We start from the raw sequence: 22,671 nt of genomic DNA, 5'->3' as shown, positions 1-22,671 counted from the left end.
CTGTTTTAAAGGATTATTCTCCTCCATACTTTGCATGGCGCCTGCACCATGATGGCTCAAAACCTCGCTAATTAGCTGAAATTACAACGTTTTTTCAACCTCGCTTGCTTGACACTCTCTCTCTGGCAGACCTATAGTGTCGAAAAGTGGAAAGAAGTGGGAGTTTTTGGCTTTTTGTGGGTAAAAAGTCAATTTTGAGCGGGGAAAGCCAGGGTGTTTCGCGGAGTACAGCACATCAATATGGACGCCAAGGGGCGATTGGCCATGCCAACGCGCCTGCGCGAGCCATTGCGTGCGAAATCCGAGGGCCAGGTTGTTGTAACAATCGATACTCAAGCGACTTGCCTTGTGATTTATCCGCTGCCCGAGTGGGAGCGCATTGAGAGAGATATTCAGAATCTACCAACACTGAAGCCGGCGGTAAAACGATTTCAACGGCTGGTGTTGGGTTACGCCTCTGACCTTGAGCTGGACGGCAGTGGTCGTCTGCTGCTGCCGCAGTCGCTGCGGGACTACGCGCAGCTCGATAAGGCCGTGGTACTGGTCGGTCAGGGGGAGAAATTGGAGTTGTGGTCAGAATCGCTGTGGCTGGCCGAACGAGACCAGGCGCTGCAGGATTCCGGTCCTGAAGCTGAATTGCCCGATGAACTGATGTCGCTCAAGCTCTAGGTGGCTGCTATGCATCAAACTGTTCTGTTGCGCGAGGCTGTTGATGCCCTGGTAACAAAGCCGGGAGGCTTTTATGTCGATGGCACCTTCGGTCGCGGTGGTCACAGCCGCTATCTTCTGCAGAAACTGAATGAAGATGGCCGCGTGTTGGGCGTGGACAAGGATCTGGCCGCCGCAGCGGTGGCACATCAGTTGGCAGAGAGCGAACCGCGGTTTGAGTTTTTTCACGGGTCGTTCGCTGCGCTTCCCCATCAACTGCGTGGGATGGGGATCGACGCAGTTGATGGCATTTTATTGGACCTGGGAGTTTCCAGTCCGCAGCTCGACGAAGGTGATCGCGGCTTCAGTTTTATGCAGGACGGCCCGCTGGATATGCGTATGGATACCAGTAGCGGGGAAACTGCAGCGCAATGGCTGTCATATGCCGACCTGCAGGATATAGCTGGCGTATTGAAGGAGTACGGTGAGGAGCGTTTTGCGCGCCGTATTGCCGCTGCGATTGTCTCCGCGCGGGAGGACTCCCCCCTTGAAACCACCGGTCAGTTGGCTCGCGTGGTCAAGGAGGCACATCCGCGGTGGGAGAAACACAAGCATCCCGCCACTCGCGCTTTTCAGGCAATTCGCATCAAAGTCAATCGCGAACTTGAGGACCTGCAGGTATTTCTGTCGGTTGCTCTGGATTTATTGCGTGTCGGCGGACGCCTGGTGGTGATCAGCTTTCATTCGCTGGAAGACCGTCTGGTGAAGCGCTACATGCGTGAAATGGCGCGCGGCGATACGCTGCCGCGCGGCGTCCCAGTAATGGAGAGCGCGCTTAATCGACGGATGCGCCTGGTGGGGAAGGCGGTGCGGGCGAGCGATGATGAAGTGGCAGGAAATGTTCGAGCGCGCAGTGCAGTGATGCGTGTTGCGGAAAAAATAAGCTAAACCGGCGAGTGGAAAACCCAAGTGGCTAAAAGCAGTGTAATACGCGCAGGCGCGAAGCAGGGCGTACAGAGCGGCAGTCGACAACTGCTCATCTGTAATGCCGTTCTGCTTGTGTTGGTGGTGGCGTCTGCCTTTGCTGCGATCTACTCAACACACGCCTGTCGCGCGCTGTATGCGCAGCTGCAGGCGCTGGAATCCTCGCAGTGGTATCTGCATGAGGACTATGGCCGACTGGTCCTGGAGCAGAGCACCTGGGCGTCGCACTACCGGGTGGAGAAAGTGGCGCGCAATGAGCTGGAGATGGCGGCGCCCGACATGTCAATGTACAAGGTTGTGCCACAGTGAGGCGCGCGAGCTCACAGGTGCAATCACTGCCAGTGTGGCGTTTTTATGCCATTGTCGGTGTGCTTTGTGTGATGCTTGTCCTGCTGGTTTGGCGCGTGTTGTCATTACAGATACTCGATCTGGAACACGGTTATGAATTCCTGCAGGGTCAGGGTGCCAAGCGTTCCCTGCGCACCGCGGAAATACCGGCATACCGCGGAGTGATAACTGATCGGCGCGGTGAGCCGCTGGCGGTCAGTACGCCCGTGGTTTCCATCTGGGCAAACCCACAGTTATTAAAAGACTCATCTCGGTTGGGGGAGTTGGCGCAGGCGCTGGATATGGAGCTGGCGGAGTTGCAGGAAAAGCTGGCTCGCTATGAAGGCAAGCAGTTCATGTACTTGCTACGCCATCAGATCCCTGCGCATGCGCGCACCATACTGGATAAGAAGATACCCGGTGTCTTCAGTGAGCGAGAGTACCGGCGCTTCTATCCCGCAGGGGAAGTCGCTGCACAATTGGTCGGTTTTACCAATGTCGATGGCCAGGGGATTGCCGGGTTGGAACTGACCTACAACGAGTGGTTGGAAGGCAGGCCGGGCAAGAAAAAATATATAAAGGATCTGCACGGCGAAATGGTGCGTGATATCGGTGTGCTGCAGCCCGCTGAATCCGGCAAAGACCTGCGGCTCAGTATTGATCTGCGCCTGCAGTATGTACAGCACCGCGAGTTACAGCGTGCGGTGACTGCACTGGGGGCCGAATCGGGCACGGTGGTTACCCTGGACAGTCATACCGGCGAAGTGCTGGCCATGGTCAACTATCCGGTCTACAACCCTAACGGGCAGAAATCCGGTGGGGCGGCGGCCATGCGCAATCGCGCAGTAACTGATGTCTATGAGCCCGGCTCCACGATGAAGACCCTCACTATGGTGGCGGCTCTGGAGAGCGGCCGCTTTACGCCGGATACGATAATAGATACCTCTCCAGGGCGCATACGTGTCGGTCCCAAGGTCTACCCGGACCCGCGCAATTACGGTGCGATCAGCATGACGCGCGTGCTGCAAAAATCGAGTCAGGTCGGAGTTACCAAGATCGCTCTGGAGCTTGGACATGAACCCATTTGGGAGGTTTTCCACCGCTTCGGTATCGGGCAGCCGCCCGGCACCGGCTTCCCCGGAGAAAGTGCCGGGAATTTGCCCAATCGACCGCGCTGGTATGCTACAGAGAAAGTCTCGCTCGCTTTTGGCTATGGTATCACCGCGACGCCGCTGCAACTGGCCAGTGCCTACTCGGTCTTTGCCAATGGTGGAGTGCAGCAACCGGTATCGCTGCTGGCACTGGATGGCGAAATTCCTGAAGGCAAACGCATCATCGATGAACAGACGGCCGCAAAACTTGTGAGCATGCTGCATGCAGTGACCAACGAGGATGGTACGGCCCGTAAGGCGAGAGTTCCGGGTTATCAGGTCGGTGGCAAGACCGGTACCGTGCACAAGGTGGGGCCGGCCGGTTATGAGAAAAACAAATACGTAGCGCTGTTTGCTGGAGTGGCTCCAATCGATAACCCACGCATTGTCACCGTGGTTGTTATCAATGACCCCAAGGGCGCCCTTTACGGTGGCGGTGCTGTGGCTGCACCCGTGTTTTCGGAAGTAACAGCCGCCTCGCTGCGCCTCCTCAATGTGCCGCCCTCGGAGATCAGCACCGCAGGCGCCGCTGACGCAACGGTTGCGGGAGGGCGCATATGATGTCGTCTGCCGAGGCTGTCGCTGTGGAGCCGATGTCGCTGCCGAGCCTGTTGGGCGGCGACAGTGACGCTTGCGCTGACGTAATGATCAGCGGTATGCAGCTGGACAGTCGCAAAGTACGGCCGGGGGATCTGTTTCTGGCGTTACCGGGGGAACTGCACGATGGACGTCAGTTCATTGAGCAGGCGGTCGCCAATGGGGCTGCCGCAGTTGTGGCCGAGGCGCCTGTTGCAGGTTTTGTCGATGCCATTCCGGTGCCGTTGGTCGAGTTACCTGAGTTGCATTTTGAGGCAGGTATGCTGGCGGCACGGTTCCACCGCAACCCCAGTCATTCGATGCATGTGATTGGTGTCACCGGTACAAACGGCAAAACGACAACGAGCCGGATAGTTGGTCAGCTGAGGCGGTCTCTCGGTAAGGCATGCGGCGTTATTGGTACGCTGGGCATAACACTCGGTGATGATATCACTGCGGCGGTCAACACCACCCCGGATGCCGTTTCGCTGCAGCGGCAGTTGGCACATTGGCTGGAGCAGGGAGTGCTTTCCGTATGTATGGAAGTCTCCTCCCATGCACTGGAGCAGGGGCGTGTGAACGGCGTGGAATTCACTACCGCGATCTACACCAATCTCTCGCACGATCATCTCGACTATCACGGCACCATGGATGCGTATGGGCGAGCCAAGTTACGCCTGTTCGCCATTGACGGCTTGCAGTATGCGGTGATAAACGCCGATGACCCCTTTGTGGACAGCGTGCGTGCAGCGGTGGCGACGGGCGCTCAGGTAATCACTTACTCGGCTAGTGGCGGTCCGGCCGACGTACGCATCGAGAATGCACAATTTGAAGCAACGGGTGTGCGAGGAACGCTACACAGCCCTTGGGGCGTGGCAGAATTTTTCAGCCCACTACCGGGTGATTTTAATCTATCCAATCTGGCGGCAGCGGTGGCTTCACTGGTATTGGCCGGGGAGGACTTGTCGGCGGTGCTCGATGCGGTGTCGCGGTTGCAGCCGATTCCTGGTCGGATGGCCCTGGTGCCCAACACTCAAGGGATACAGGTGGTGGTCGACTATGCCCATACCCCGGATGCACTGGAGCAGGTATTGATAGCGCTGCGCCCGCATATCCGTGGTTCGCTGATCACCGTGTTTGGTTGCGGTGGTGACAGGGACAGAGAGAAGCGGCAGGTAATGGGGCGCGTTGCCTGCTCGCTGTCTGATCGTGTGCTGGTTACCAGCGACAATCCGCGCAGCGAGGATCCACTCAGCATCATGCGCGATATTGAAACAGGGTGCACCGGCGAGTACAGCCTTGTGGTGGATCGCGCAGAAGCTATAGAAACCGCATTGTCTGCAGCGCGCCGTGGTGATTGCGTGGTCATCGCTGGTAAAGGCCACGAAGACTATCAGCTGGTGAATGGCACGCGTCTGCCCTTCAGTGATGAGGCGCATGCACGCTCAGCGCTGGACCGGAGAGTGTTGTCGTGATGCGCCCTATGACGTTATCAGAGCTGAGAGAGCCGCTGGCCGCACAACTGTTGGGTGACGACCAGTCAATAACCGGCGTCTCCACTGATAGTCGTACGGTGAAGGCCGGCGATCTGTTTGTGGCCTTGCACGGAGAGCATTTCGACGGACACGATTATCTGCAGCAGGTCCAGAGTGAGGGCGCGGCAGCCGCGTTGGTTTCCGCGCCGGTTTCTGGCTCCCTGTCACAGTTGCAGGTGGCCGATACGCAGCGAGCGCTAGGGCGGTTAGGCGCGTTGAATCGGCAGCAATTCAGTGGCCCGTTGGTAGCTATTACCGGTAGCAGCGGCAAAACTACAGTCAAGAATATGGTGCATGCAGTCCTGGCGCAGCGTGGCGGAACGCTCGCAACCGAGGGTAATTTTAACAATGAAATTGGAGTGCCGCTGACATTGCTGCGCCTGAGGCCGGAGCACCAGTTCGCGGTGGTGGAAATGGGGGCAGCCAAGGCGGGCGATATCGATTGGCTGTGTGAACTGGCCCGGCCCACTGTTGCACTGTTGCTCAATGCCATGCCAGCACACTTGCAGGGCTTTGGCAGTGTCGAGGGTGTCGCTGCAGCCAAGGGCGAGATCTACGACAGATTGGGCGCGACTGACACGGCCATTGTCAATGCCGATCAACCCTGGGCAAAACAATGGCGTAAGCGCGCGGCTCCCGCAACGGTGCTTGATTTTGGTATACAGCAACCGGCTGCCATCAGCGCCCGAGCTATGCAAAGTCGCGGTGTAGAGGGTGTCAGCTTTACGGTGTCTACACCCGTTGGCGACATGGTGATGCGCCTGAGGCTGCCGGGTGTACACAATGTGTCGAATGCGCTGGCCGCCGTTGCGGTGGGTCTTGCCTGCGATCTCTCCCTGACGGAAATCCGTGATGGCCTGGAATCTCTGCAACCGGTCAGTGGTCGCCTGCGCTCGCTGCGCTCGCTGGATGGTGCTGTCGTAGTGGATGATTGCTACAACGCCAATCCCGGCTCTGTGCGCGCCGCTATAGATTTGCTCGCGAGTTGTCCCGGTCGCCGCACACTGGTGCTGGGTGCGATGCGCGAACTGGGAGAGAACAGTGGTGCATTGCACCAGGAAATGGGCGCGTACGCTCGCGATGCCGGGATTGATCAGTTGTGGGGTGTCGGTCAGGAGCTGGAGGGCTGTGTCACTACATTCGGTGCGGGCGGGCGTTACTTCGAAAACCGGGCTGCGATACTCAATGCGCTGCAGGGCCAGTTTGGTGAAGACGATACAGTGCTGATCAAAGGGTCTCGCAGTGCCGGCATGGAACTGGTACTCCATGCGCTGCTCCCCGACCAGACGCGGGGGGAACACTGATCATGTTGATGATGCTGGCTGAGTACCTCACACAGTACCAGAGTGCGTTTCGGGTGTTTCAGTATTTGACACTGCGCGGCATTCTGGCGGCAGGTACGGCACTGATGATCTCTCTGCTGGTGGGGCCGATGATGATCCGCCGATTGAAGTTTTACCAGATGGGGCAGTCTGTGCGCGACGATGGCCCGCAGAGTCATCTCAGCAAGTCGGGTACACCGACAATGGGTGGTGCCCTGATGTTGGTGGGCATTGCTGTGGCCTGTTTGATGTGGGGCGATTTGCGCAACCCCTACCTCTGGTTGGCCCTGGTGGTGACGGGCGCTTTTGGTGCGATAGGTTGGGTCGATGATTACCGCAAGGTTGTGGAGAAAAATTCGCGCGGTCTGCCTGCGCGCTGGAAATACTTCTGGCAATCCATCATCGGTCTGGCTGCGGCGCTGTTTCTCTATTTGGCGTTCGATACTGCAGTGACCACTGAGTTGTACATACCATTCTTCAAGGATTTCGTCTGGAGCATGGGGCCATTGTTTATCGTGCTGTCCTACTTCGTAATTGTGGGTGCAAGTAATGCGGTGAACCTGACCGATGGGCTGGACGGCCTCGCCATTCTACCGACGGTGCTGGTGGGTACGGCGCTGGGTATTATCGCCTATCTCACGGGACGCGTGGATTTCGCGAATTACCTGCATATTCCCTATGTCGCCGGTAGCGGAGAACTCGCGGTGTTCTGCGGGAGTATCGCCGGTGCGGGTCTTGGCTTTCTATGGTTCAACACGTACCCCGCCCAGGTATTTATGGGTGATGTCGGGTCGCTGGCATTGGGTGCTGCGCTGGGCACTGTCGCGGTGATCACGCGGCACGAAATCGTGTTCTTCATTATGGGTGGCATTTTTGTGCTGGAAACAGTGTCGGTGATTGTTCAGGTGGCATCGTTCAAGTTGACGGGAAAACGGGTTTTCCGCATGGCGCCGATCCATCATCACTTCGAATTGAAAGGTTGGCCGGAACCGCGTGTGATTGTGCGCTTCTGGATTATCACAGTCATGCTGGTCCTGTTTGGGCTGGCGACGTTGAAATTGCGCTAGATGAGAATGAAAGTGGCCTCGCAAAAAGCGGCAAACAGCGAATATCGCGTAGTGGTTGGTTTGGGAACTACCGGTCTGTCCTGCGCGCGTTTTCTGTTGCAGTGTGGTCTGCCCTTCGTGGTTGTCGATACGCGGCCCGAACCGCCCGGATTGGCCGAGTTTCGCCGCGAGATGCCGGATGTTGAGCTGTATGCCGGTGAGTATCCCCAGGGGATTGTCGCCGCTGCCGCCGAGCTGATCGTCAGCCCGGGTGTGGCTATGGATGCGGGCATCGTCGAGGAGGCGATTGCCGCCGGTGTGGATGTCGTTGGTGATATCGATCTGTTTATGCGCGAGGCGACGGCACCGGTGGTAGGTATCACGGGCTCGAATGCAAAATCTACGGTAACGGAATTGCTGGGCCAGATGGCGCGGGATGTGCACCTGAATGTCGGAGTGGGTGGTAATCTGGGGATCCCTGCACTGGAATTGCTGGCGCCCGAGCGGGAACTGTATGTGCTGGAACTGTCCAGTTTTCAACTGGAACGCGCCCACCGACTGGGTCTGAGCGTAGCTACCGTCCTGAATGTTAGTGCCGACCACCTCGATCGCCACGGTTCGTTGTCTCTCTACCGCACAGCCAAGCACCGCATTTTCGGTGGCTGTAAACGCGCTGTGGTCAATCGGGATGATGCGTTCACTGTGCCGGTGCTCGATAGCGATGTCGACGTTGTGAGTTGGCGTATGGCAGAACCCGACGCTGACGGCTTTGGTCTGCGTGAGCGGGCGGGTGTTGAATATCTGAGTCGCGGCCGGGAACTTTTGCTGCCGGTTTCAGAGTTGAATCTTGCCGGGCGCCACAATGTGGCCAATGCGTTGGCGGCTATGGCACTGGGCTACTGTGCAGGGCTACCGGTGGACGGTATGTTGGCTACCCTGCGTACGTTCAAGGGGCTACCTCACCGCTGCGAACTGGTTGCCGACGTTGACGGTGTTCGCTATGTCAATGATTCCAAGGGTACCAATGTTGGGGCTACGGAGGCTGCGCTGTGCGGCCTCGGTGGCGTAAACAATGTGCTGTTGATTGTCGGGGGCCAGGGTAAGGGGGCCGATTTTACGCAGCTGCAACAGGCTGCGGCGCGGCACTGTAAACTCCTTATATTACTGGGCGAAGATGCGCACTTACTCGATCAGGCGCTGCGTTCGTCAGCGCCGGTACTGATGGTGTCTTCACTGGCTGAGGCTGTCGCCGCTGCCGCCGCACGGGCTGCCAGAGGCGATGTCGTTCTGCTGTCTCCGGCCTGTGCCAGCTTTGATTTGTTCAGCGGCTATGTGGAACGGGGTAATACGTTTACCGCCCATGTCAGAGCACTGGTGGAGGGGCAGCAGTGAATATGACCAGCAAGCAGCTTTCCGTGCTTGGCGCCCCCGATTCTGCGCTGTCCCTGCTGGGTCTGGCGTTGTTGCTGGTGGGGCTGGTGGCGATTAGCTCTGCATCCATCGAGTATGCTGAATGGCATTTTCAGAATGCCTGGTACCACACCCAACGCCATACCGTATACTTGCTGGCCGGGCTGGTAGCAGCCGCAGTCTGCTACTGTGTGCGGACCGAGTTCTGGGAGTCCAGTGGCTGGTGGTGGCTGTTCGCGGCGCTGGCACTGCTGATTCTGGTGCTAATTCCCGGTGTTGGTCTTGAGGTCAACGGCAGTCAGCGCTGGTTGCCACTGGGCCCGTTCACACTGCAGCCTTCCGAACTTGCCAAGCTGGCGGTAGTTGTATACCTGGCCGGCTATATGGTGCGTCGTGAGCACGAAGTGCGACACCAATGGCAGGGCTTTCTGAAGCCGATGACGGTGCTTTTTGCAACCACCCTGTTGTTGATGATCGAGCCCGATTTTGGCGCCACGGTGATCGTGGCGGCGACTGCGCTTGGCATGTTGTTCCTCGCCGGCGTCAAGGTTGGGCACTTTATGGTTGTGGTGCTCGGGGCACTGGGGGCGCTGGGGGTGCTGGTGGCATCTGCACCTTATCGCGTCAAGCGTCTGACAGCTTATACAGATCCATGGGCCGACCCCTGGGACACGGGCTTTCAGTTGACACAGTCACTGATCGCGTTCGGTCGCGGAGAATGGACCGGCGTTGGTCTGGGCAACAGTGTACAGAAGCTGTTCTATCTGCCGGAGGCGCACACCGACTTTGTTTTCTCCATCTGGGCGGAGGAAACCGGATTCCTTGGCGCGGTAGCCGTTATCGCGCTGTTTGCCGCCCTGATTGGTCGGATTCTCTGGACGGGCCTGCGCGCTATACGCGCTGATAATGCATTTGGCGCCTACATTTGTTACGGCGTTGCGCTGGTGTTTTCCGGCCAGGCCTTCGTCAACATGGGAGTAAGTTCCGGTCTGTTACCGACCAAGGGTTTGACCCTGCCGTTTGTCAGCTACGGCGGCAGCAGCTTGATTGTCTGTTGTGCCATGTTGGGTTTAGTGCTGCGCATCGATCGCGATATCCGCATGCCACCGCAGCGCAGGAGGCAGGCCTCATGACTGCGCAAAAACCCCTTGTATTGATGATGGCCGGTGGAACGGGTGGCCATGTGTATCCGGCACTGGCGGTCGCTACGGAACTGTTGTCGCGCGGCTATCGCGTGGAGTGGGTAGGCACGGTACGCGGTCTTGAGCATCGTGTCGTACCCGCTGCAGGAATCGAATTGCACTGTCTGCCCGTACGCGGTGTGCGCGGCAAAAGCATCTGGCACAAGCTAATGGCGCTGGTCTTCCTCGGAGCCGCCTCGATCAAGGCGCTGTGGTTGGTCTTTCGCCGTGCGCCGGGTTGCGTTGTGGGCATGGGTGGTTATGTCGCTGGCCCGGCCGGTGTCGCAGCGTGGTTGTTGCGCAAACCGTTGCTGATTCATGAACAGAATGCCGTCGCCGGCACCACCAACCGCCTGCTGGCACCACTGGCCACCAAAATAGTGGCGGGATTTCCCGGCGCTTTCAAAGGTGATGTCAGCTTCACGGTGCCAGGCAACCCTGTGCGTCGCGAGTTGTTACAGGCGCGTGAGAGCAGCCAGTACACATTCAGCGGCGAACGACCACTGCAGTTGCTGGTGCTCGGCGGCAGCCTTGGTGCACAGCCTATCAATGAGGTGGTGCCAGCGGCGGTCCACGGTTTGATAGAGGCTGAGGGCACAGTGATCAAAGTGAAGCATCAAAGTGGGGCAGGGCACGACGAGGCTGTGCGTGAACAATACGGACAACTGTTGGAGACAGGCTCGGTAGAAGTCGCTCCGTTTGTCGAGGATATGGCCGCAGCCTATGCCTGGGCTGATCTCGTACTGTGCCGCTGTGGTGCGTTAACGATTGCCGAACTGTGCGTGATAGGGCGCCCGGCGATTCTGGTGCCGCTGCCACATGCGATTGATGACCACCAGAGCGCCAATGCCCGCGCACTGTCGGATTGCGGCGCTGCCATTTTATTGCGCCAGAGTGACATGACGGTGGCATCAGTATTGCAGCTGTTGCGGGAACTGCAAGGCGATCCGCAGCGATTGTCGGCGATGGCCGCTGCTGCCTTTGCGGCTGCGACTCCGGATGCAGCGGCCCGTGTTAGTGACTACTGCGAGGAGTTGATGTATGCCTGATACCCGCAGTACTTTTCCGCTCCCTGAAATGCGTCGCATACGGCGCATCCATATGATCGGCATCGGTGGCTCCGGTATGAGCGGTATCGCCGAGGTGTTGGTGAACCTGGGTTATACGGTTACCGGTTCCGACCTGCGTGCCAGCGCTGTTACCGAACGCCTGACTGCGCGTGGTGTCGAGATATTCTTCGGGCACGCGGCAGAGAATGTCGGCTGTGCTGATGTGGTGGTCTCTTCGAGCGCGGTCGACGAAAAAAACCCCGAGGTAATTACGGCACGGAACAGCCGAATTCCGGTAGTGCCGCGCGCAGAAATGCTGGCCGAGTTAATGCGCTATCGCCACGGCATCGCGGTTGCCGGAACACACGGCAAGACCACTACTACCAGCCTTATCGCAGCGGTCCTCGGTGCAGCTGGACTCGACCCCACCTTTGTCATCGGCGGGCTGGTGAACAGTGTCGGCAGCAACGCGCAACTGGGCGCCGGTCGCATTCTGATCGCCGAGGCCGACGAAAGCGATGCCTCTTTTATGCATCTGCAACCCATGGTTACGGTGGTGACAAATATTGAAGCCGATCATATGGAAACCTATGGCGGTGACTTCGCGGTACTGCGACGCACTTTCCTGGATTTTCTGCACAACCTGCCATTCTACGGCGTTGCGGTACTGTGTATCGACGATCCGGTGGTACGCGAGATGCAGCCGGATATCTCCCGTCAGGTACTCACCTACGGTTTTGCCAAGGATGCCGACTATCGCATCACTGGGATGCAACGCCAGGGAATGACCACCGCGTTTGAGGTGCAAAGGCCGGGTGATGCATCGCCGCTGGCTATCACTCTTAATATGCCCGGCACGCATAATGTGTTGAATGCTACTGCAGCCCTAGTGGTCGCCTGTGATGAGGGTGTTAGCGACGTTGATATTCAGCAGGGCCTGGCGAACTTTGCCGGGGTCGGACGCCGCTTCACGCGCTTGGGAGAGCTCACTTTCCCGGGTGGGAATGCCGAGTTGGTTGACGATTATGGGCATCACCCGACTGAAGTGCGCGCGACGCTCGAATCGGTGCGTCAGGCGTGGCCGCAGCGACGCATAGTGATGGTGTATCAACCGCATCGTTACACCCGCACGAGGGATCTCTACGAGGACTTTGTCGCGGTGTTGTCTAGCTGTGATGTGCTGGTGCTGCTCGATGTCTATCCCGCTGGCGAAGCTGCCATCCCCGGCGCAGATAGTCGCAGCCTGATTCGCAGTATCCGCCAGCGCGGCCAGATAGAGCCGATTTTTGCTGAACGTATTGAAGATGTGCCCCAGTTGCTGAGCACGATTGTGCAAGATAAAGACGTTGTGGTGACGCAGGGTGCCGGCACGGTTTCACTGCTGGCGCAGGATCTGAGCTCTCTTTACCTGAAACAGGGGGCGCTGATATGAGTCTGGACCAACTGCGCAATGGCAAAGTTGCAGTCCTGCTGGGTGGCAGTTCTGGTGAGCGGGAAGTCTCTCTTAACAGCGGCAAGACCGTAATCGAAGCCCTGCAGTCACTGGACCTGAATGTGGTTGCAATCGACCCGTCGCAAGCCGAGTGGCGCGCGCAACTCACCGACGTGAGTGTCGCGTTCATCGTGCTGCATGGCCCTGGGGGAGAGGATGGCAGCATGCAGGGTGCGTTGCAGACATTGGGTATTCCATTCACGGGATCAGGCGTATTGGGCTCGGCGCTGGCGATGGACAAGCCCCGCAGCAAACAACTGTGGCAGGGAATAGACCTCTCTACAGCCGGGTTCGTCACACTGAGCGCGAATACGGATTGGCAGAACGTGATTGACCGTTTTGGCAAAGTGTTCGTCAAACCGGCCAGTGAAGGCTCCAGTCTCGGTATGAGTATTGCGGCCAATGCGAGCGAGTTGCGTGAGTCCTTCAAACTGGCCAGCCAATACGCCGGTGAGGTGCTGGCCGAGCAGTTTATTGCCGGCCCTGAATACACCGTGGCAATTCTGGGTGATCGGGCCCTGCCTTCGATTCGTCTGGAAACGGATAACGTGTTCTACGATTACGAGGCGAAATACGTCTCCAACGATACGCGCTATCACATTCCCAGCGGTCTGTCGGACAGTGAAGAAGCAGAAATTGCAGCGCTGTCCCTGCGCGCATTCCGATCGCTTGGGTGCGCCGTTTGGGGGCGGGTAGATGTGATGCGCGATGCGCAGGGAAAATTCTGGGTGCTCGAAGTCAACACGGTGCCGGGTATGACTTCTCACAGTCTTGTGCCTATGGCTGCGGCTGCTGCGGGTATGACAATCCCGCAACTGGTACAGCAAATATTGGAGTTGAGTTTGGCGGGCAGGCAATAGTATGGCTGGAATATCTCGCAGGGTGGGGCCGGAAGCGATTGTCAGATGGGGCGGCAAGCGGAAGCCGTCGCCGGCAAAGAAACGGCCAGTGAAAATGCGCGGTCGTCGCGCACCACAGGGCGCTACTCGCAATACGGTGGCGCCGGCTAAAGGTGCAGCCAAGGCCGAGGGTGTTTTCTCGGTTTGGTTTAACCGCATGCTTGTTTTGCTCGGGGCCGCTGTTGTGGTCACCGCGGGCGTTAAGGCTGTGATTACGATTCAGAGCTTGCCGGTGCAACGTATCAGTGTCACCGGTGAGTTGGAGCACACGCAGGCGCAGGCCGTGCAGGATATGGTGCAGCCGGGCCTTGCAGGTGGCTTCCTAAGTGCAGACCTGCAGCAGATACAGCAACAACTGGAAGGGTTGCCATGGATATATAAGGCCAGTGTGCGCCGCAAATGGCCAAGTGCACTGGAGATTCATGTGGTAGAGGAGTTGCCTATTGCGCTGTGGGGCCAAGACGGATTTCTCAACCATGAGGGAGGCGTGTTCCACTCCGATAAAGCGGTTGAATGGGAGACTTTGCCACGCCTTCAAGGGCCGAAGGGCTCTGCCAAATCGCTGGTCGAAAAATACCAGCGGCTGGTGGAATTCCTCGCGCCGCTCAATCTCTCCGTGGAGCAGCTTGCTGTGGATGAGCGCGGTCAGTTGGAGGCCGTCCTGACAGGCGGTATGCAACTGAATCTCGGCGGTGAGGATTTTCTAGAGAGAATGCAGCGTTTCAGGAAAGTCTACCAGAGCGATCTGGCGGCCAGAAAAACAGAGATTGAACGCGTGGATTTGCGGTATGAAAGCGGAATAGCAGTAGCGTTTAAAGCGCCGCCAGAGGTAGATCCGTCGCAAGTGGCGGGAATATAACAATGCAGTTGAGAGTGAATGGGAGACACTGCCATGGGCAGCGCACAGGATAAAAAATTGGTTGTGGGCCTCGATATCGGCACTTCCAAAGTGGTGGCGATTGTCGGAGAGATCGGCCTGGACGGCACTGTTGAGGTTGTGGGTATCGGCTCCAATCCGTCCAAGGGCATGAAGAAAGGTGTGGTGGTAAATATCGAATCCACAGTCCAGTCCATACAGCGCGCGGTAGAGGAAGCTGAGCTGATGGCGGGTTGCCAGATCCACTCCGTGTACGTGGGGATAGCCGGTAGCCATATTCGCAGTCTGAACTCACACGGCATTGTCGCAATCAAGGACAAGGAGGTATTTCGGGCGGATCTGGAGCGTGTCATTGACGCAGCACAGGCTGTGGCCATTCCTGCAGACCAGAAGATCCTGCACATCCTGCCGCAGGAGTATGTGATTGATAACCAGGAGGGCATCAAGGAACCGATGGGGATGTCTGGCGTGCGGTTGGAGGCCAAGGTCCATCTTGTCACCTGCGCGGTCAATGCGGCGCAGAATATTGAGAAGTGCATCCGCCGCTGCGGCCTTGAAGTTGAAGAAATTATTCTCGAGCAGCTGGCGTCCAGCTACTCGGTGCTGACCGACGATGAGCGAGAGCTGGGTGTCTGCCTGGTGGATATCGGTGGCGGCACCACGGATATCGCGATCTTTACCGATGGGTCCATCCGGCATACGGGGGTGATACCTATCGCCGGTGATCAAGTGACTAATGACATCGCAATGGCGCTGCGTACACCCACCCAGCACGCCGAAGAGATCAAGATCAAATACGCCTGTGCGCTGACGCAATTGGCCGGTGCGGACGACACCATCAAAGTGCCCAGTGTGGGGGATCGTCCTCCGAGGGACCTGTCCCGACAGTCGCTGGCTGAGGTTGTGGAGCCGCGGTACGACGAACTGTTCACGCTGGTACAGGCGGAACTGCGGCGCAGTGGCTTTGAGGACATGGTGCCAGCGGGTGTCGTCCTCACGGGAGGCACCTCCAAGATGGAAGGTGTTGTGGAACTCGCAGAGGAAATTTTCCATATGCCGGTGCGGGTGGGATACCCGCAAACAGTGAAGGGGCTGAACGATATCGTACGCAATCCGATCTACGCCACCAGCGTGGGTTTGCTGCAGTACGGCATTGTGCACCGACCTGACAACGGGTCCGGTTCGTCGGCCAAGCCTGGCAGTACCTCCGAGAGCGTCTGGAGTAGAGCCAAATCGTGGTTGCAGAGCAATTTTTAGTGGTTGTGTGGTTGTAGTGTTGTTGTAAAGGGGTTGCGTGAGAGCGCGGCGCGTTATTATAAATGGGGAGTAAGACTATGTTTGAACTAATCGATTCCGTTCCATCAAATGCGGTTATCAAAGTGATCGGCGTGGGTGGCGGTGGTGGTAACGCCGTCAAGCACATGATCGAGAATGACGTTGATGGCGTGGATTTTATCTGCGCCAACACCGATGCTCAGGCTTTGTCTGATGTCGCGTCCAAGACTGTGCTGCAGTTAGGTGGTGATATCACCAAAGGCCTGGGTGCTGGTGCCAACCCGGAAATTGGGCGCGCCGCTGCGATGGAGGATCGCGAGCGGATCGCCGAAGCACTGCGCGGTGCCGACATGGTGTTCATCACTGCTGGCATGGGTGGTGGCACAGGTACCGGGGGCGCTCCGGTGGTGGCTGAAGTGGCGCGTGAACTGGGTATACTGACCGTTGCCGTGGTAACCCGGCCGTTCTCATTCGAAGGTAAAAAACGGCTCAGTATCGCACAGGAAGGCCTGTCTGAACTGGAGCAGCATGTCGATTCACTGATCACCATTCCGAACGAGAAGCTGCTGGAGGTTTTGGGGCAGAATACCAGCCTGCTGGATGCCTTTCGTGAGGCCAACGATGTGCTACTGGGCGCCGTACAGGGTATCGCAGACCTGATTATCCGCCCCGGCATGATCAACGTGGATTTTGCCGATGTGCGCACTGTGATGTCGGAAATGGGTATGGCTATGATGGGTACCGGATACGCCAAGGGTGAGAATCGGGCGCGTATGGCCGCCGAAAAAGCGATCAGCAGTCCGCTGCTGGATGATATCAATCTGGCCGGCGCACGCGGTATTCTTGTCAATATCACAGCAGGTTTTGATCTGTCGCTGGGCGAATTTTCCGAGGTTGGCGAAACCGTTGAGGAGTTCGCATCGGAGGAAGCCACTGTTGTGGTGGGTACAGTGATCGATCCGAGCATGAAGGAGGAAATCAAGGTGACTGTGGTCGCAACCGGCCTGGGCGGCGGTGTGGCGAGGGTTCCGTTGCAGATTGTGGAAGGTGCAACCAAGCCTGCGGCGCCTGCGGAAGACCTCGCCATGGAAACCGACTACAGCAAGTTCGATCGGCCTGCTGCATTGCGCAATGGACAGCGCTCCGCAGAGGGTTCCGGTGCTGCAGGGGCGGATAGCGCCAGCGAGGATTACTTTGATATCCCCGCGTTCCTGCGTCGCCAGGCCGATTAGACAGGCGGCTGGTCGTTTTGCTCCGACGTTTATCACGGGCTGGCCCTGCGCCAGTTGGTGATACGCGGGGGCAGTGACCCGCTGGTCTGACAGGGCTGATTCCAGAGCACATCCGAGAACCTGGGTGGATGGAGCGTTTCCCCGATGCGCGTCCTCCCCGGCCGCCATCCACTCTCGCTGGCCTGGAATCGGCATTTCCTACCGAAGTTGTCATCTGGTAAATCGCAGCGAATTCTGGCATAGTCGCGCGCAACTTCAACGTTTTTCCCCCTGTCAGTGAAGAATTAATGAAAGTCATTTTTGTTAGTCGAAAGCACGGTGGTTCGCGTTCTATCGAGCTGAGCCGCTGGTCACGCGCGTTGCTGTCACTTTGCTGCCTGGGCCTTCCGCTGGGGCTTGCCGCCTCGGGCTATATAGCAGGGCAGGAGAGCGGCGCGCGCATGTTGCGTGAACAGGCATTGGATACGCCGCAGGACCAACTGCAGCAGAATACATCCCAGGTGAGCAAGCCAGCTCCACTGAGCCAGCGGCAGTTACAGGCAATGACACTCAATTTGGCCGAACTAGAGGCCAGGATGACTCGACTGGACGCGTTGGGTCAACACCTCACATCAATGGCGGATCTGGAAGAGGGGGAGTTCGATTTCAGTCAGCCTCCCGCTATGGGCGGCCCACTGTCGGGCGCCTTCAGCAGCGATTTTTCCACCATGCATTTTGATGACGCACTGAACAGTTTCGAGTCGCGGCTCGACAACCGCGAACAGCAGTTGGAGATGCTGGAGTCTCTGCTGACCAATAGTAAATGGCAGGAGCAGACATCGCTGTCGGGCCGGCCGGTGAAAAGTGGCTACATGTCCTCTCGGTATGGCTGGCGCACGGATCCCATCACCGGCAAGAAATCGATGCACACCGGGCTGGATTTTGCCGGCAAGGCCGGCTCGGAGATCGTGGCAGTAGCTGCCGGCGTGATCACCTGGGCCGGGCGGGACGGCGCTTACGGTAACACCGTAGAGGTTTCCCACGGGGACGATTATGTCACTCGCTATGCCCATGCCAAGGAAATTCTTGTCAAGCCTGGCGATGTGGTACGCAAAGGTGACACCATTGCTCTGATGGGTTCAACCGGGCGCGCGACAGGCTCTCACGTGCACTATGAGGTGTACAAGAATGGACGTTCTGTTGATCCTTCCAGTTACGTTGCCCGCACCGAGCCCTGACTCACTCTCGCCTGTTTTTTTGCGCTCCCAGCCGGATTGATGCCGGTGGGGTTCTCTATTTTCAAATACGATGAAACATCATGTTAAGTAAAGCACTGAAAAACGTTTTTGGCACCCGCAATAGCCGACAGCTGAAACGCCTGGGTAAAGTGGTCAAACAGATCAATGCGCTCGGGGACGACATCAAGGCGCTGGATGATGCGCAACTCGCGGCTAAAACCGAAGAGTTTAAAGCGCGTCTTGCCAAAGGTGAGACCCTGGATGGCATTCTTCCCGAGGCGTTTGCCGTTGTCCGCGAAGCGGGTGAGCGCGTGCTCGGCCTGCGCCACTTTGATGTCCAGCTCATCGGTGGTATGGCCCTGCACGAGGGCAATATTGCCGAGATGCGTACCGGTGAGGGCAAGACCCTGGTAGCGACCCTTCCAGCCTATCTCAATGCGCTCGGTGGCGATAGCGTCCACCTGATCACCGTCAACGATTACCTTGCCAATCGCGATGCGCACTGGATGGGGCCGCTGTACAATTTTCTCGGTCTGTCCTTCGGTGTGATCCGCGCGGGCCAGACTCCCGACGAAAAGCGCGAGGCTTACAAAGCCGATATCGTCTACGGTACCAACAATGAATTCGGCTTCGACTATCTGCGCGACAATATGGCGTTCTCCCTGGAGGAGCGAGTTTCACGGGGACTGGGCCTGGCGATTGTCGACGAGGTGGACTCCATTCTGATCGACGAGGCGCGTACCCCGTTGATTATTTCCGGTGCCTCTGAAGACAGTTCAGAACTCTATCGGCGTATCAACCGCCTGATCCCATCGCTGCGCCAGGATACGGAAGGAGAAGCCGGCCACTATACTATCGACGAGAAGCAGCGCCAGATAGAACTTACCGAGGCAGGACACGAGTTTATCGAGGAATTGATGACGAGTGAGGGATTACTTGAGGAGGGCGATAATCTCTACGGTGCCACCAACCTTAACCTGTTGCACCACGTCTATTCCGGTCTGCGAGCCCATGCGCTGTACCACAAGGATGTCGAGTATATCGTACAGAACGGACAGGTCGTACTGATCGATGAACATACCGGCCGCACCATGCCCGGTCGACGCCTGTCCGAGGGGCTGCATCAGGCCATTGAGGCGAAGGAAGGTGTGGCTATCCAGAGTGAGAGTCAGACACTGGCTTCGACGACATTCCAGAATTACTTCCGACTTTACAACAAACTTGCCGGTATGACGGGTACGGCGGATACGGAGGCATTTGAATTTCGCTCGATCTACGGTCTGGAAGTCCTGATCATTCCCACTAATGTTCCGCAGCAGCGCACCGATCTAAATGATTTGGTGTATATGAGTACGGAAGAAAAGTTTGATGCGATTGTCGCCGACGTCAAAGAGTGTATGGAAAAAGGCGCGCCGGTACTGGTCGGTACTGCCTCAGTGGAGACATCGGAAGCGATGTCCACACGCTTTAAAAAGGCCAAGATTGAACACAAAGTCCTCAACGCCAAGTACCACGAGCAGGAGGCGGAGATTATCGCCCAGGCCGGGCGCCCCGGCGTGGTCACCATCGCCACCAACATGGCCGGTCGCGGTACCGATATCGTGCTGGGGGGCAACCTGGAAGCCGAGCTGGCGGCGCTGGGTGAGGTCGGGCAGGCCGAGGATGCGAAGGTACGAGAGGCCTGGAAGAAACGGCATGAGCAGGTGCTGGAGGCCGGTGGTTTGCACATACTGGGTACCGAACGTCACGAGTCGCGCCGTATAGACAACCAGCTGCGCGGCCGTGCGGGGCGCCAGGGTGACCCGGGGGTATCCCGTTTCTACCTGTCGATGGAAGATAACTTGATGCGCATATTTGCTTCCGACAGGGTAAAGGGCTTCATGCAGGCATTGGGGATGGAAAAGGGCGAGGCCATCGAACACCGCATGGTTACCAATGCGATAGAAAAAGCGCAACGCAAGGTCGAGGGCCGCAACTTCGACATCCGCAAGCAGTTGCTGGAGTACGATGATGTTGCCAACGACCAGCGTCAGATTATTTATCAACAGCGCGATGACCTGCTGACAGAGGCTGACATCTCCGAAACCATCACCACCATCCGGCGCGATGTCGTAATGGAGGCGATAGACAGCTACATCCCCCCGATGAGTGTTGAGGAGCAATGGGATGTACCGGGCCTGGAGAAACAGCTGGAGGCCGAGTTTGCCGTTTCACTGCCGCTGGCGCAGTGGCTGGACGAGGACGACAAGCTGCATGAGGAGGCACTGCGCGAGAAGATTGTTGAGGCGGTACAGGCGGCTTACGACGCCAAGAGTGAGGCAGTTGGCGACGACATGCGCCGCATTGAAAAGCAGATTATGTTGCAGATTCTGGACACACTGTGGAAAGATCACCTGTCCACTATGGATCATCTGCGCCAGGGTATTCATCTGCGCGCGTATGCCCAGAAAAACCCGAAACAGGAATACAAGCGGGAATCTTTCCAGCTGTTCGAGCAATTGCTCGTCAGTCTCAAATACGAGGTTGTGAAGTTTCTCAGCCACGTGCAGATCCAGCGCAAGGATGAGGCGATGGCCATTGAACAACAGCGGCGCGAAGAGGCGGCGCGGGAGAAGCTGGCATTCCAGCATGCCGAAGTGTCCTCCATGCAGGCGGAGGCGTCGCAGGAGCAGGAGAGCGAACCGGCTGTACCACAGACTTACACCCGCGATCAGCCCAAGGTCGGCAGGAATGAGCCCTGCCCCTGCGGTAGTGGCAAGAAGTACAAGCAGTGCCACGGCAAGCTGTGACTATGATCCTTCAGAGAGTCATTATTTGAGATGGCAGTTGGCGAAGACAGCATCGTAGCATTGCGTGCGGTGCCCGGTGTACGACTGGGAACAGTGTCGGCCGGGATTAAGACACCCGGCCGCAAGGACCTCGTCCTTGTCGAGGTTACGCCCGGCACGCAGTGTGCAGCGGTTTTTACGCGCAATGCGTTTTGCGCCGCGCCCGTAACAGTGGCGCGCGAAAAGTTGCAAGCCAGCACTCATCAGCCCCGCTACCTGTTGGTCAATACCGGTAATGCGAACGCCGGTACAGGCGCGTCAGGCATCGCCGCAGCACAGGCCTGCACGACAGCCGTCGCAGCGATTGCCGACGTCGATGTTGACCGTGTTCTGCCTTTCTCGACCGGGGTGATCGGTGAGCCGCTGCCGGTATCCAGGATTGAACAGGCTGTCCCCGCCGCCTTTGACGCGCTCTCAGACGACGGCTGGCTGGCAGCAGCTGAAGGTATATTGACAACCGATACACGGCCCAAGGCACACTCTGTTAGCTTTACCTGCGAGGGGCGCGATTACGTGGTCACCGGTATCGCCAAGGGGGCCGGCATGATCCGACCCAATATGGCGACCATGCTGGCCTATATCGCCACCGACGCGGCCGTGGAACAACCACTGTTGCAGCAGATGCTGGCAGAGCTGACCGATATTTCCTTTAATCGCATCACCATTGACGGCGATACGTCCACCAATGATGCCTGCTTGTTACTGGCCACCGGCATGGCGGGCAACGCAGTTGTCAGTGATCGCGACTCGGCACTTTATCGGGCGCTTCGAGACGCAGTGGAAGAAACCTGCATCGTACTCGCACAGAGCATCGTGCGCGACGGTGAAGGCGCCAGCAAGTTTGTAACCGTGCAGGTGAATGGCGGGCACAGTGAGGCCGAGTGCCTGGATGTCGCGTTCACGATTGCCCATTCGCCGTTGGTAAAAACTGCGCTGTTTGCCAGTGACCCCAACTGGGGCCGTCTGCTGGCTGCCATCGGTCGCGCCGGCGTGCCCGATCTGGAGGTTGAGCGTGTGTCACTGTATTTGAATGACGTGCTGATCGCCGAACGTGGCTGTCGTGCGCAGTCCTATTCCGAGGCGCAGGGGGTTGCCGCGATGGCATCCGAAGATATCGTCATCCGTGTGGAACTGCAGCGTGGTGACAGCGAAGCTGCGGTTTGGACAACAGACTTCTCTTACGACTATGTGCGCATCAACGCAGAGTACCGCACCTGAATGGCGTTGGTACATGTCGCGGTGGGTGTCATTCTCGATGCGCAGAGCAATATCCTGCTTACCCGGCGAGCGCCTGATGCGCATCAGGGCGACCTGTGGGAGTTCCCCGGTGGCAAGGTGGAGGCAGGAGAGTCCCTGTCGCAGGCCTTGGCGCGCGAGCTGCAAGAGGAACTCGGCATAGCCATCGGTCGCACCAGCGCCCTGCTTGAGATAAAGCACGATTACGGCGACAAGAACGTCCTGCTCGATGTGCACGTTGTCTGGGAGTTCAGCGGTGAAGCGACCCCTCAGGAAGGTCAGCCGATGGCCTGGGTGGCCGTTGAGGAACTCAGTCGCTATGCGTTTCCAGCTGCTAATAAGCCCATTGTCACCGCAGTGGAAGCGCTATTCGATCAGACCTGAGC

At 57.9% G+C, this 22,671-nt stretch carries 19 protein-coding genes; all 19 read left to right on the top strand.

Going from position 1 to position 22,671, the window contains the following annotated elements:
• Positions 1-213: 213 nt before the first annotated feature.
• A complete protein-coding gene (gene mraZ / locus AC0L6S_RS11385) occupies positions 214-669 on the top strand; it encodes a division/cell wall cluster transcriptional repressor MraZ (RefSeq protein WP_473424077.1) in 456 nt (151 codons plus the stop codon).
• 9 nt (positions 670-678) lie between these two features.
• Positions 679-1,596: a 16S rRNA (cytosine(1402)-N(4))-methyltransferase RsmH gene (rsmH, locus tag AC0L6S_RS11380; protein WP_473424074.1), complete on the top strand. Its 918-nt coding sequence runs from the start codon at positions 679-681 to the stop codon at positions 1,594-1,596.
• Positions 1,597-1,617: 21 nt separating this feature from the next.
• A complete protein-coding gene (gene ftsL, locus AC0L6S_RS11375) occupies positions 1,618-1,941 on the top strand; it encodes a cell division protein FtsL (protein WP_473424071.1) in 324 nt (107 codons plus the stop codon).
• A gap of 17 nt (positions 1,942-1,958) precedes the next feature.
• Positions 1,959-3,671 carry a peptidoglycan D,D-transpeptidase FtsI family protein gene (locus AC0L6S_RS11370; RefSeq protein ID WP_473424068.1) on the top strand — a complete coding sequence of 571 codons (1,713 nt, stop codon included), beginning with the start codon at positions 1,959-1,961 and terminating at the stop codon, positions 3,669-3,671.
• Positions 3,668-5,161 (top strand): UDP-N-acetylmuramoyl-L-alanyl-D-glutamate--2,6-diaminopimelate ligase, encoded by a 1,494-nt coding sequence (locus tag AC0L6S_RS11365; RefSeq protein ID WP_473424064.1) that lies wholly within the window; start codon positions 3,668-3,670, stop codon positions 5,159-5,161. Before AC0L6S_RS11370 ends, AC0L6S_RS11365 begins: the two co-directional genes overlap by 4 nt.
• Positions 5,162-5,169: 8 nt before the next feature.
• Positions 5,170-6,525, top strand: coding sequence for a UDP-N-acetylmuramoyl-tripeptide--D-alanyl-D-alanine ligase (locus AC0L6S_RS11360; RefSeq protein ID WP_473424063.1), 1,356 nt, complete (start codon positions 5,170-5,172; stop codon positions 6,523-6,525).
• Positions 6,526-6,527: 2 nt separating this feature from the next.
• Positions 6,528-7,610, top strand: coding sequence for a phospho-N-acetylmuramoyl-pentapeptide-transferase (gene mraY / locus AC0L6S_RS11355; RefSeq protein WP_473424060.1), 1,083 nt, complete (start codon positions 6,528-6,530; stop codon positions 7,608-7,610).
• 6 nt (positions 7,611-7,616) lie between these two features.
• On the top strand, positions 7,617-8,981 hold the full coding sequence (gene murD, locus AC0L6S_RS11350; protein WP_473428586.1) for a UDP-N-acetylmuramoyl-L-alanine--D-glutamate ligase: 1,365 nt from the start codon (positions 7,617-7,619) through the stop codon (positions 8,979-8,981).
• Positions 8,982-8,983: 2 nt separating this feature from the next.
• Positions 8,984-10,132, top strand: a complete 1,149-nt coding sequence (ftsW, locus tag AC0L6S_RS11345; RefSeq protein WP_473428584.1) for a putative lipid II flippase FtsW — start codon at positions 8,984-8,986, stop codon at positions 10,130-10,132.
• Complete coding sequence (gene murG, locus AC0L6S_RS11340) at positions 10,129-11,229, top strand: undecaprenyldiphospho-muramoylpentapeptide beta-N-acetylglucosaminyltransferase (RefSeq protein ID WP_473424058.1); 1,101 nt, start codon at positions 10,129-10,131, stop codon at positions 11,227-11,229. Before ftsW ends, murG begins: the two co-directional genes overlap by 4 nt.
• Positions 11,222-12,661: a UDP-N-acetylmuramate--L-alanine ligase gene (murC, locus tag AC0L6S_RS11335; RefSeq protein WP_473424056.1), complete on the top strand. Its 1,440-nt coding sequence runs from the start codon at positions 11,222-11,224 to the stop codon at positions 12,659-12,661. The genes murG and murC overlap by 8 nt, the downstream gene beginning before the upstream one ends.
• Positions 12,658-13,581 (top strand): D-alanine--D-alanine ligase, encoded by a 924-nt coding sequence (locus AC0L6S_RS11330; RefSeq protein ID WP_473424053.1) that lies wholly within the window; start codon positions 12,658-12,660, stop codon positions 13,579-13,581. The genes murC and AC0L6S_RS11330 overlap by 4 nt, the downstream gene beginning before the upstream one ends.
• A gap of 1 nt (position 13,582) precedes the next feature.
• Positions 13,583-14,479 (top strand): cell division protein FtsQ/DivIB, encoded by an 897-nt coding sequence (locus AC0L6S_RS11325; RefSeq protein ID WP_473424051.1) that lies wholly within the window; start codon positions 13,583-13,585, stop codon positions 14,477-14,479.
• A 33-nt stretch (positions 14,480-14,512) separates the two neighbouring features.
• Positions 14,513-15,754: a cell division protein FtsA gene (ftsA, locus tag AC0L6S_RS11320; protein WP_473424048.1), complete on the top strand. Its 1,242-nt coding sequence runs from the start codon at positions 14,513-14,515 to the stop codon at positions 15,752-15,754.
• 77 nt (positions 15,755-15,831) lie between these two features.
• The gene (ftsZ, locus tag AC0L6S_RS11315) at positions 15,832-17,004 is read left to right on the top strand and encodes a cell division protein FtsZ (protein ID WP_473424047.1); all 1,173 of its coding nucleotides are present in this window, start codon (positions 15,832-15,834) and stop codon (positions 17,002-17,004) included.
• 287 nt (positions 17,005-17,291) lie between these two features.
• Complete coding sequence (locus AC0L6S_RS11310) at positions 17,292-18,221, top strand: M23 family metallopeptidase (RefSeq protein WP_473424046.1); 930 nt, start codon at positions 17,292-17,294, stop codon at positions 18,219-18,221.
• 80 nt (positions 18,222-18,301) lie between these two features.
• On the top strand, positions 18,302-21,010 hold the full coding sequence (gene secA / locus AC0L6S_RS11305; protein WP_473424044.1) for a preprotein translocase subunit SecA: 2,709 nt from the start codon (positions 18,302-18,304) through the stop codon (positions 21,008-21,010).
• 30 nt (positions 21,011-21,040) lie between these two features.
• Positions 21,041-22,267: a bifunctional glutamate N-acetyltransferase/amino-acid acetyltransferase ArgJ gene (gene argJ / locus AC0L6S_RS11300; RefSeq protein WP_473424041.1), complete on the top strand. Its 1,227-nt coding sequence runs from the start codon at positions 21,041-21,043 to the stop codon at positions 22,265-22,267.
• A complete protein-coding gene (gene mutT / locus AC0L6S_RS11295) occupies positions 22,268-22,669 on the top strand; it encodes an 8-oxo-dGTP diphosphatase MutT (RefSeq protein WP_473424040.1) in 402 nt (133 codons plus the stop codon).
• The last annotated feature ends 2 nt before the right edge of the window (positions 22,670-22,671 follow it).

The organism is Halioglobus sp. D3-4 (assembly GCF_055809315.1).
Note: the sequence above shows the minus strand (reverse complement) of the source record. Positions and strands in the feature narration are given on the sequence as shown.

What these genes read in the sequence shown, in the direction of transcription:
- AC0L6S_RS11365 (WP_473424064.1), top strand. Translation starts at nt 3,668, where the DNA reads ATGATGTCGTCTGCCGAGGCTGTCGCTGTGGAGCCGATGTCGCTGCCG.
- AC0L6S_RS11360 (WP_473424063.1), top strand. Translation starts at nt 5,170, where the DNA reads ATGACGTTATCAGAGCTGAGAGAGCCGCTGGCCGCACAACTGTTGGGT.
- AC0L6S_RS11310 (WP_473424046.1), top strand. Translation starts at nt 17,292, where the DNA reads ATGAAAGTCATTTTTGTTAGTCGAAAGCACGGTGGTTCGCGTTCTATC.
- murG (WP_473424058.1), top strand. Translation starts at nt 10,129, where the DNA reads ATGACTGCGCAAAAACCCCTTGTATTGATGATGGCCGGTGGAACGGGT.
- AC0L6S_RS11325 (WP_473424051.1), top strand. Translation starts at nt 13,583, where the DNA reads ATGGCTGGAATATCTCGCAGGGTGGGGCCGGAAGCGATTGTCAGATGG.
- mutT (WP_473424040.1), top strand. Translation starts at nt 22,268, where the DNA reads ATGGCGTTGGTACATGTCGCGGTGGGTGTCATTCTCGATGCGCAGAGC.
- murD (WP_473428586.1), top strand. Translation starts at nt 7,617, where the DNA reads ATGAAAGTGGCCTCGCAAAAAGCGGCAAACAGCGAATATCGCGTAGTG.
- rsmH (WP_473424074.1), top strand. Translation starts at nt 679, where the DNA reads ATGCATCAAACTGTTCTGTTGCGCGAGGCTGTTGATGCCCTGGTAACA.
- ftsZ (WP_473424047.1), top strand. Translation starts at nt 15,832, where the DNA reads ATGTTTGAACTAATCGATTCCGTTCCATCAAATGCGGTTATCAAAGTG.
- ftsW (WP_473428584.1), top strand. Translation starts at nt 8,984, where the DNA reads ATGACCAGCAAGCAGCTTTCCGTGCTTGGCGCCCCCGATTCTGCGCTG.
- secA (WP_473424044.1), top strand. Translation starts at nt 18,302, where the DNA reads ATGTTAAGTAAAGCACTGAAAAACGTTTTTGGCACCCGCAATAGCCGA.
- argJ (WP_473424041.1), top strand. Translation starts at nt 21,041, where the DNA reads ATGGCAGTTGGCGAAGACAGCATCGTAGCATTGCGTGCGGTGCCCGGT.
- mraY (WP_473424060.1), top strand. Translation starts at nt 6,528, where the DNA reads ATGTTGATGATGCTGGCTGAGTACCTCACACAGTACCAGAGTGCGTTT.
- ftsA (WP_473424048.1), top strand. Translation starts at nt 14,513, where the DNA reads ATGGGCAGCGCACAGGATAAAAAATTGGTTGTGGGCCTCGATATCGGC.
- murC (WP_473424056.1), top strand. Translation starts at nt 11,222, where the DNA reads ATGCCTGATACCCGCAGTACTTTTCCGCTCCCTGAAATGCGTCGCATA.
- AC0L6S_RS11330 (WP_473424053.1), top strand. Translation starts at nt 12,658, where the DNA reads ATGAGTCTGGACCAACTGCGCAATGGCAAAGTTGCAGTCCTGCTGGGT.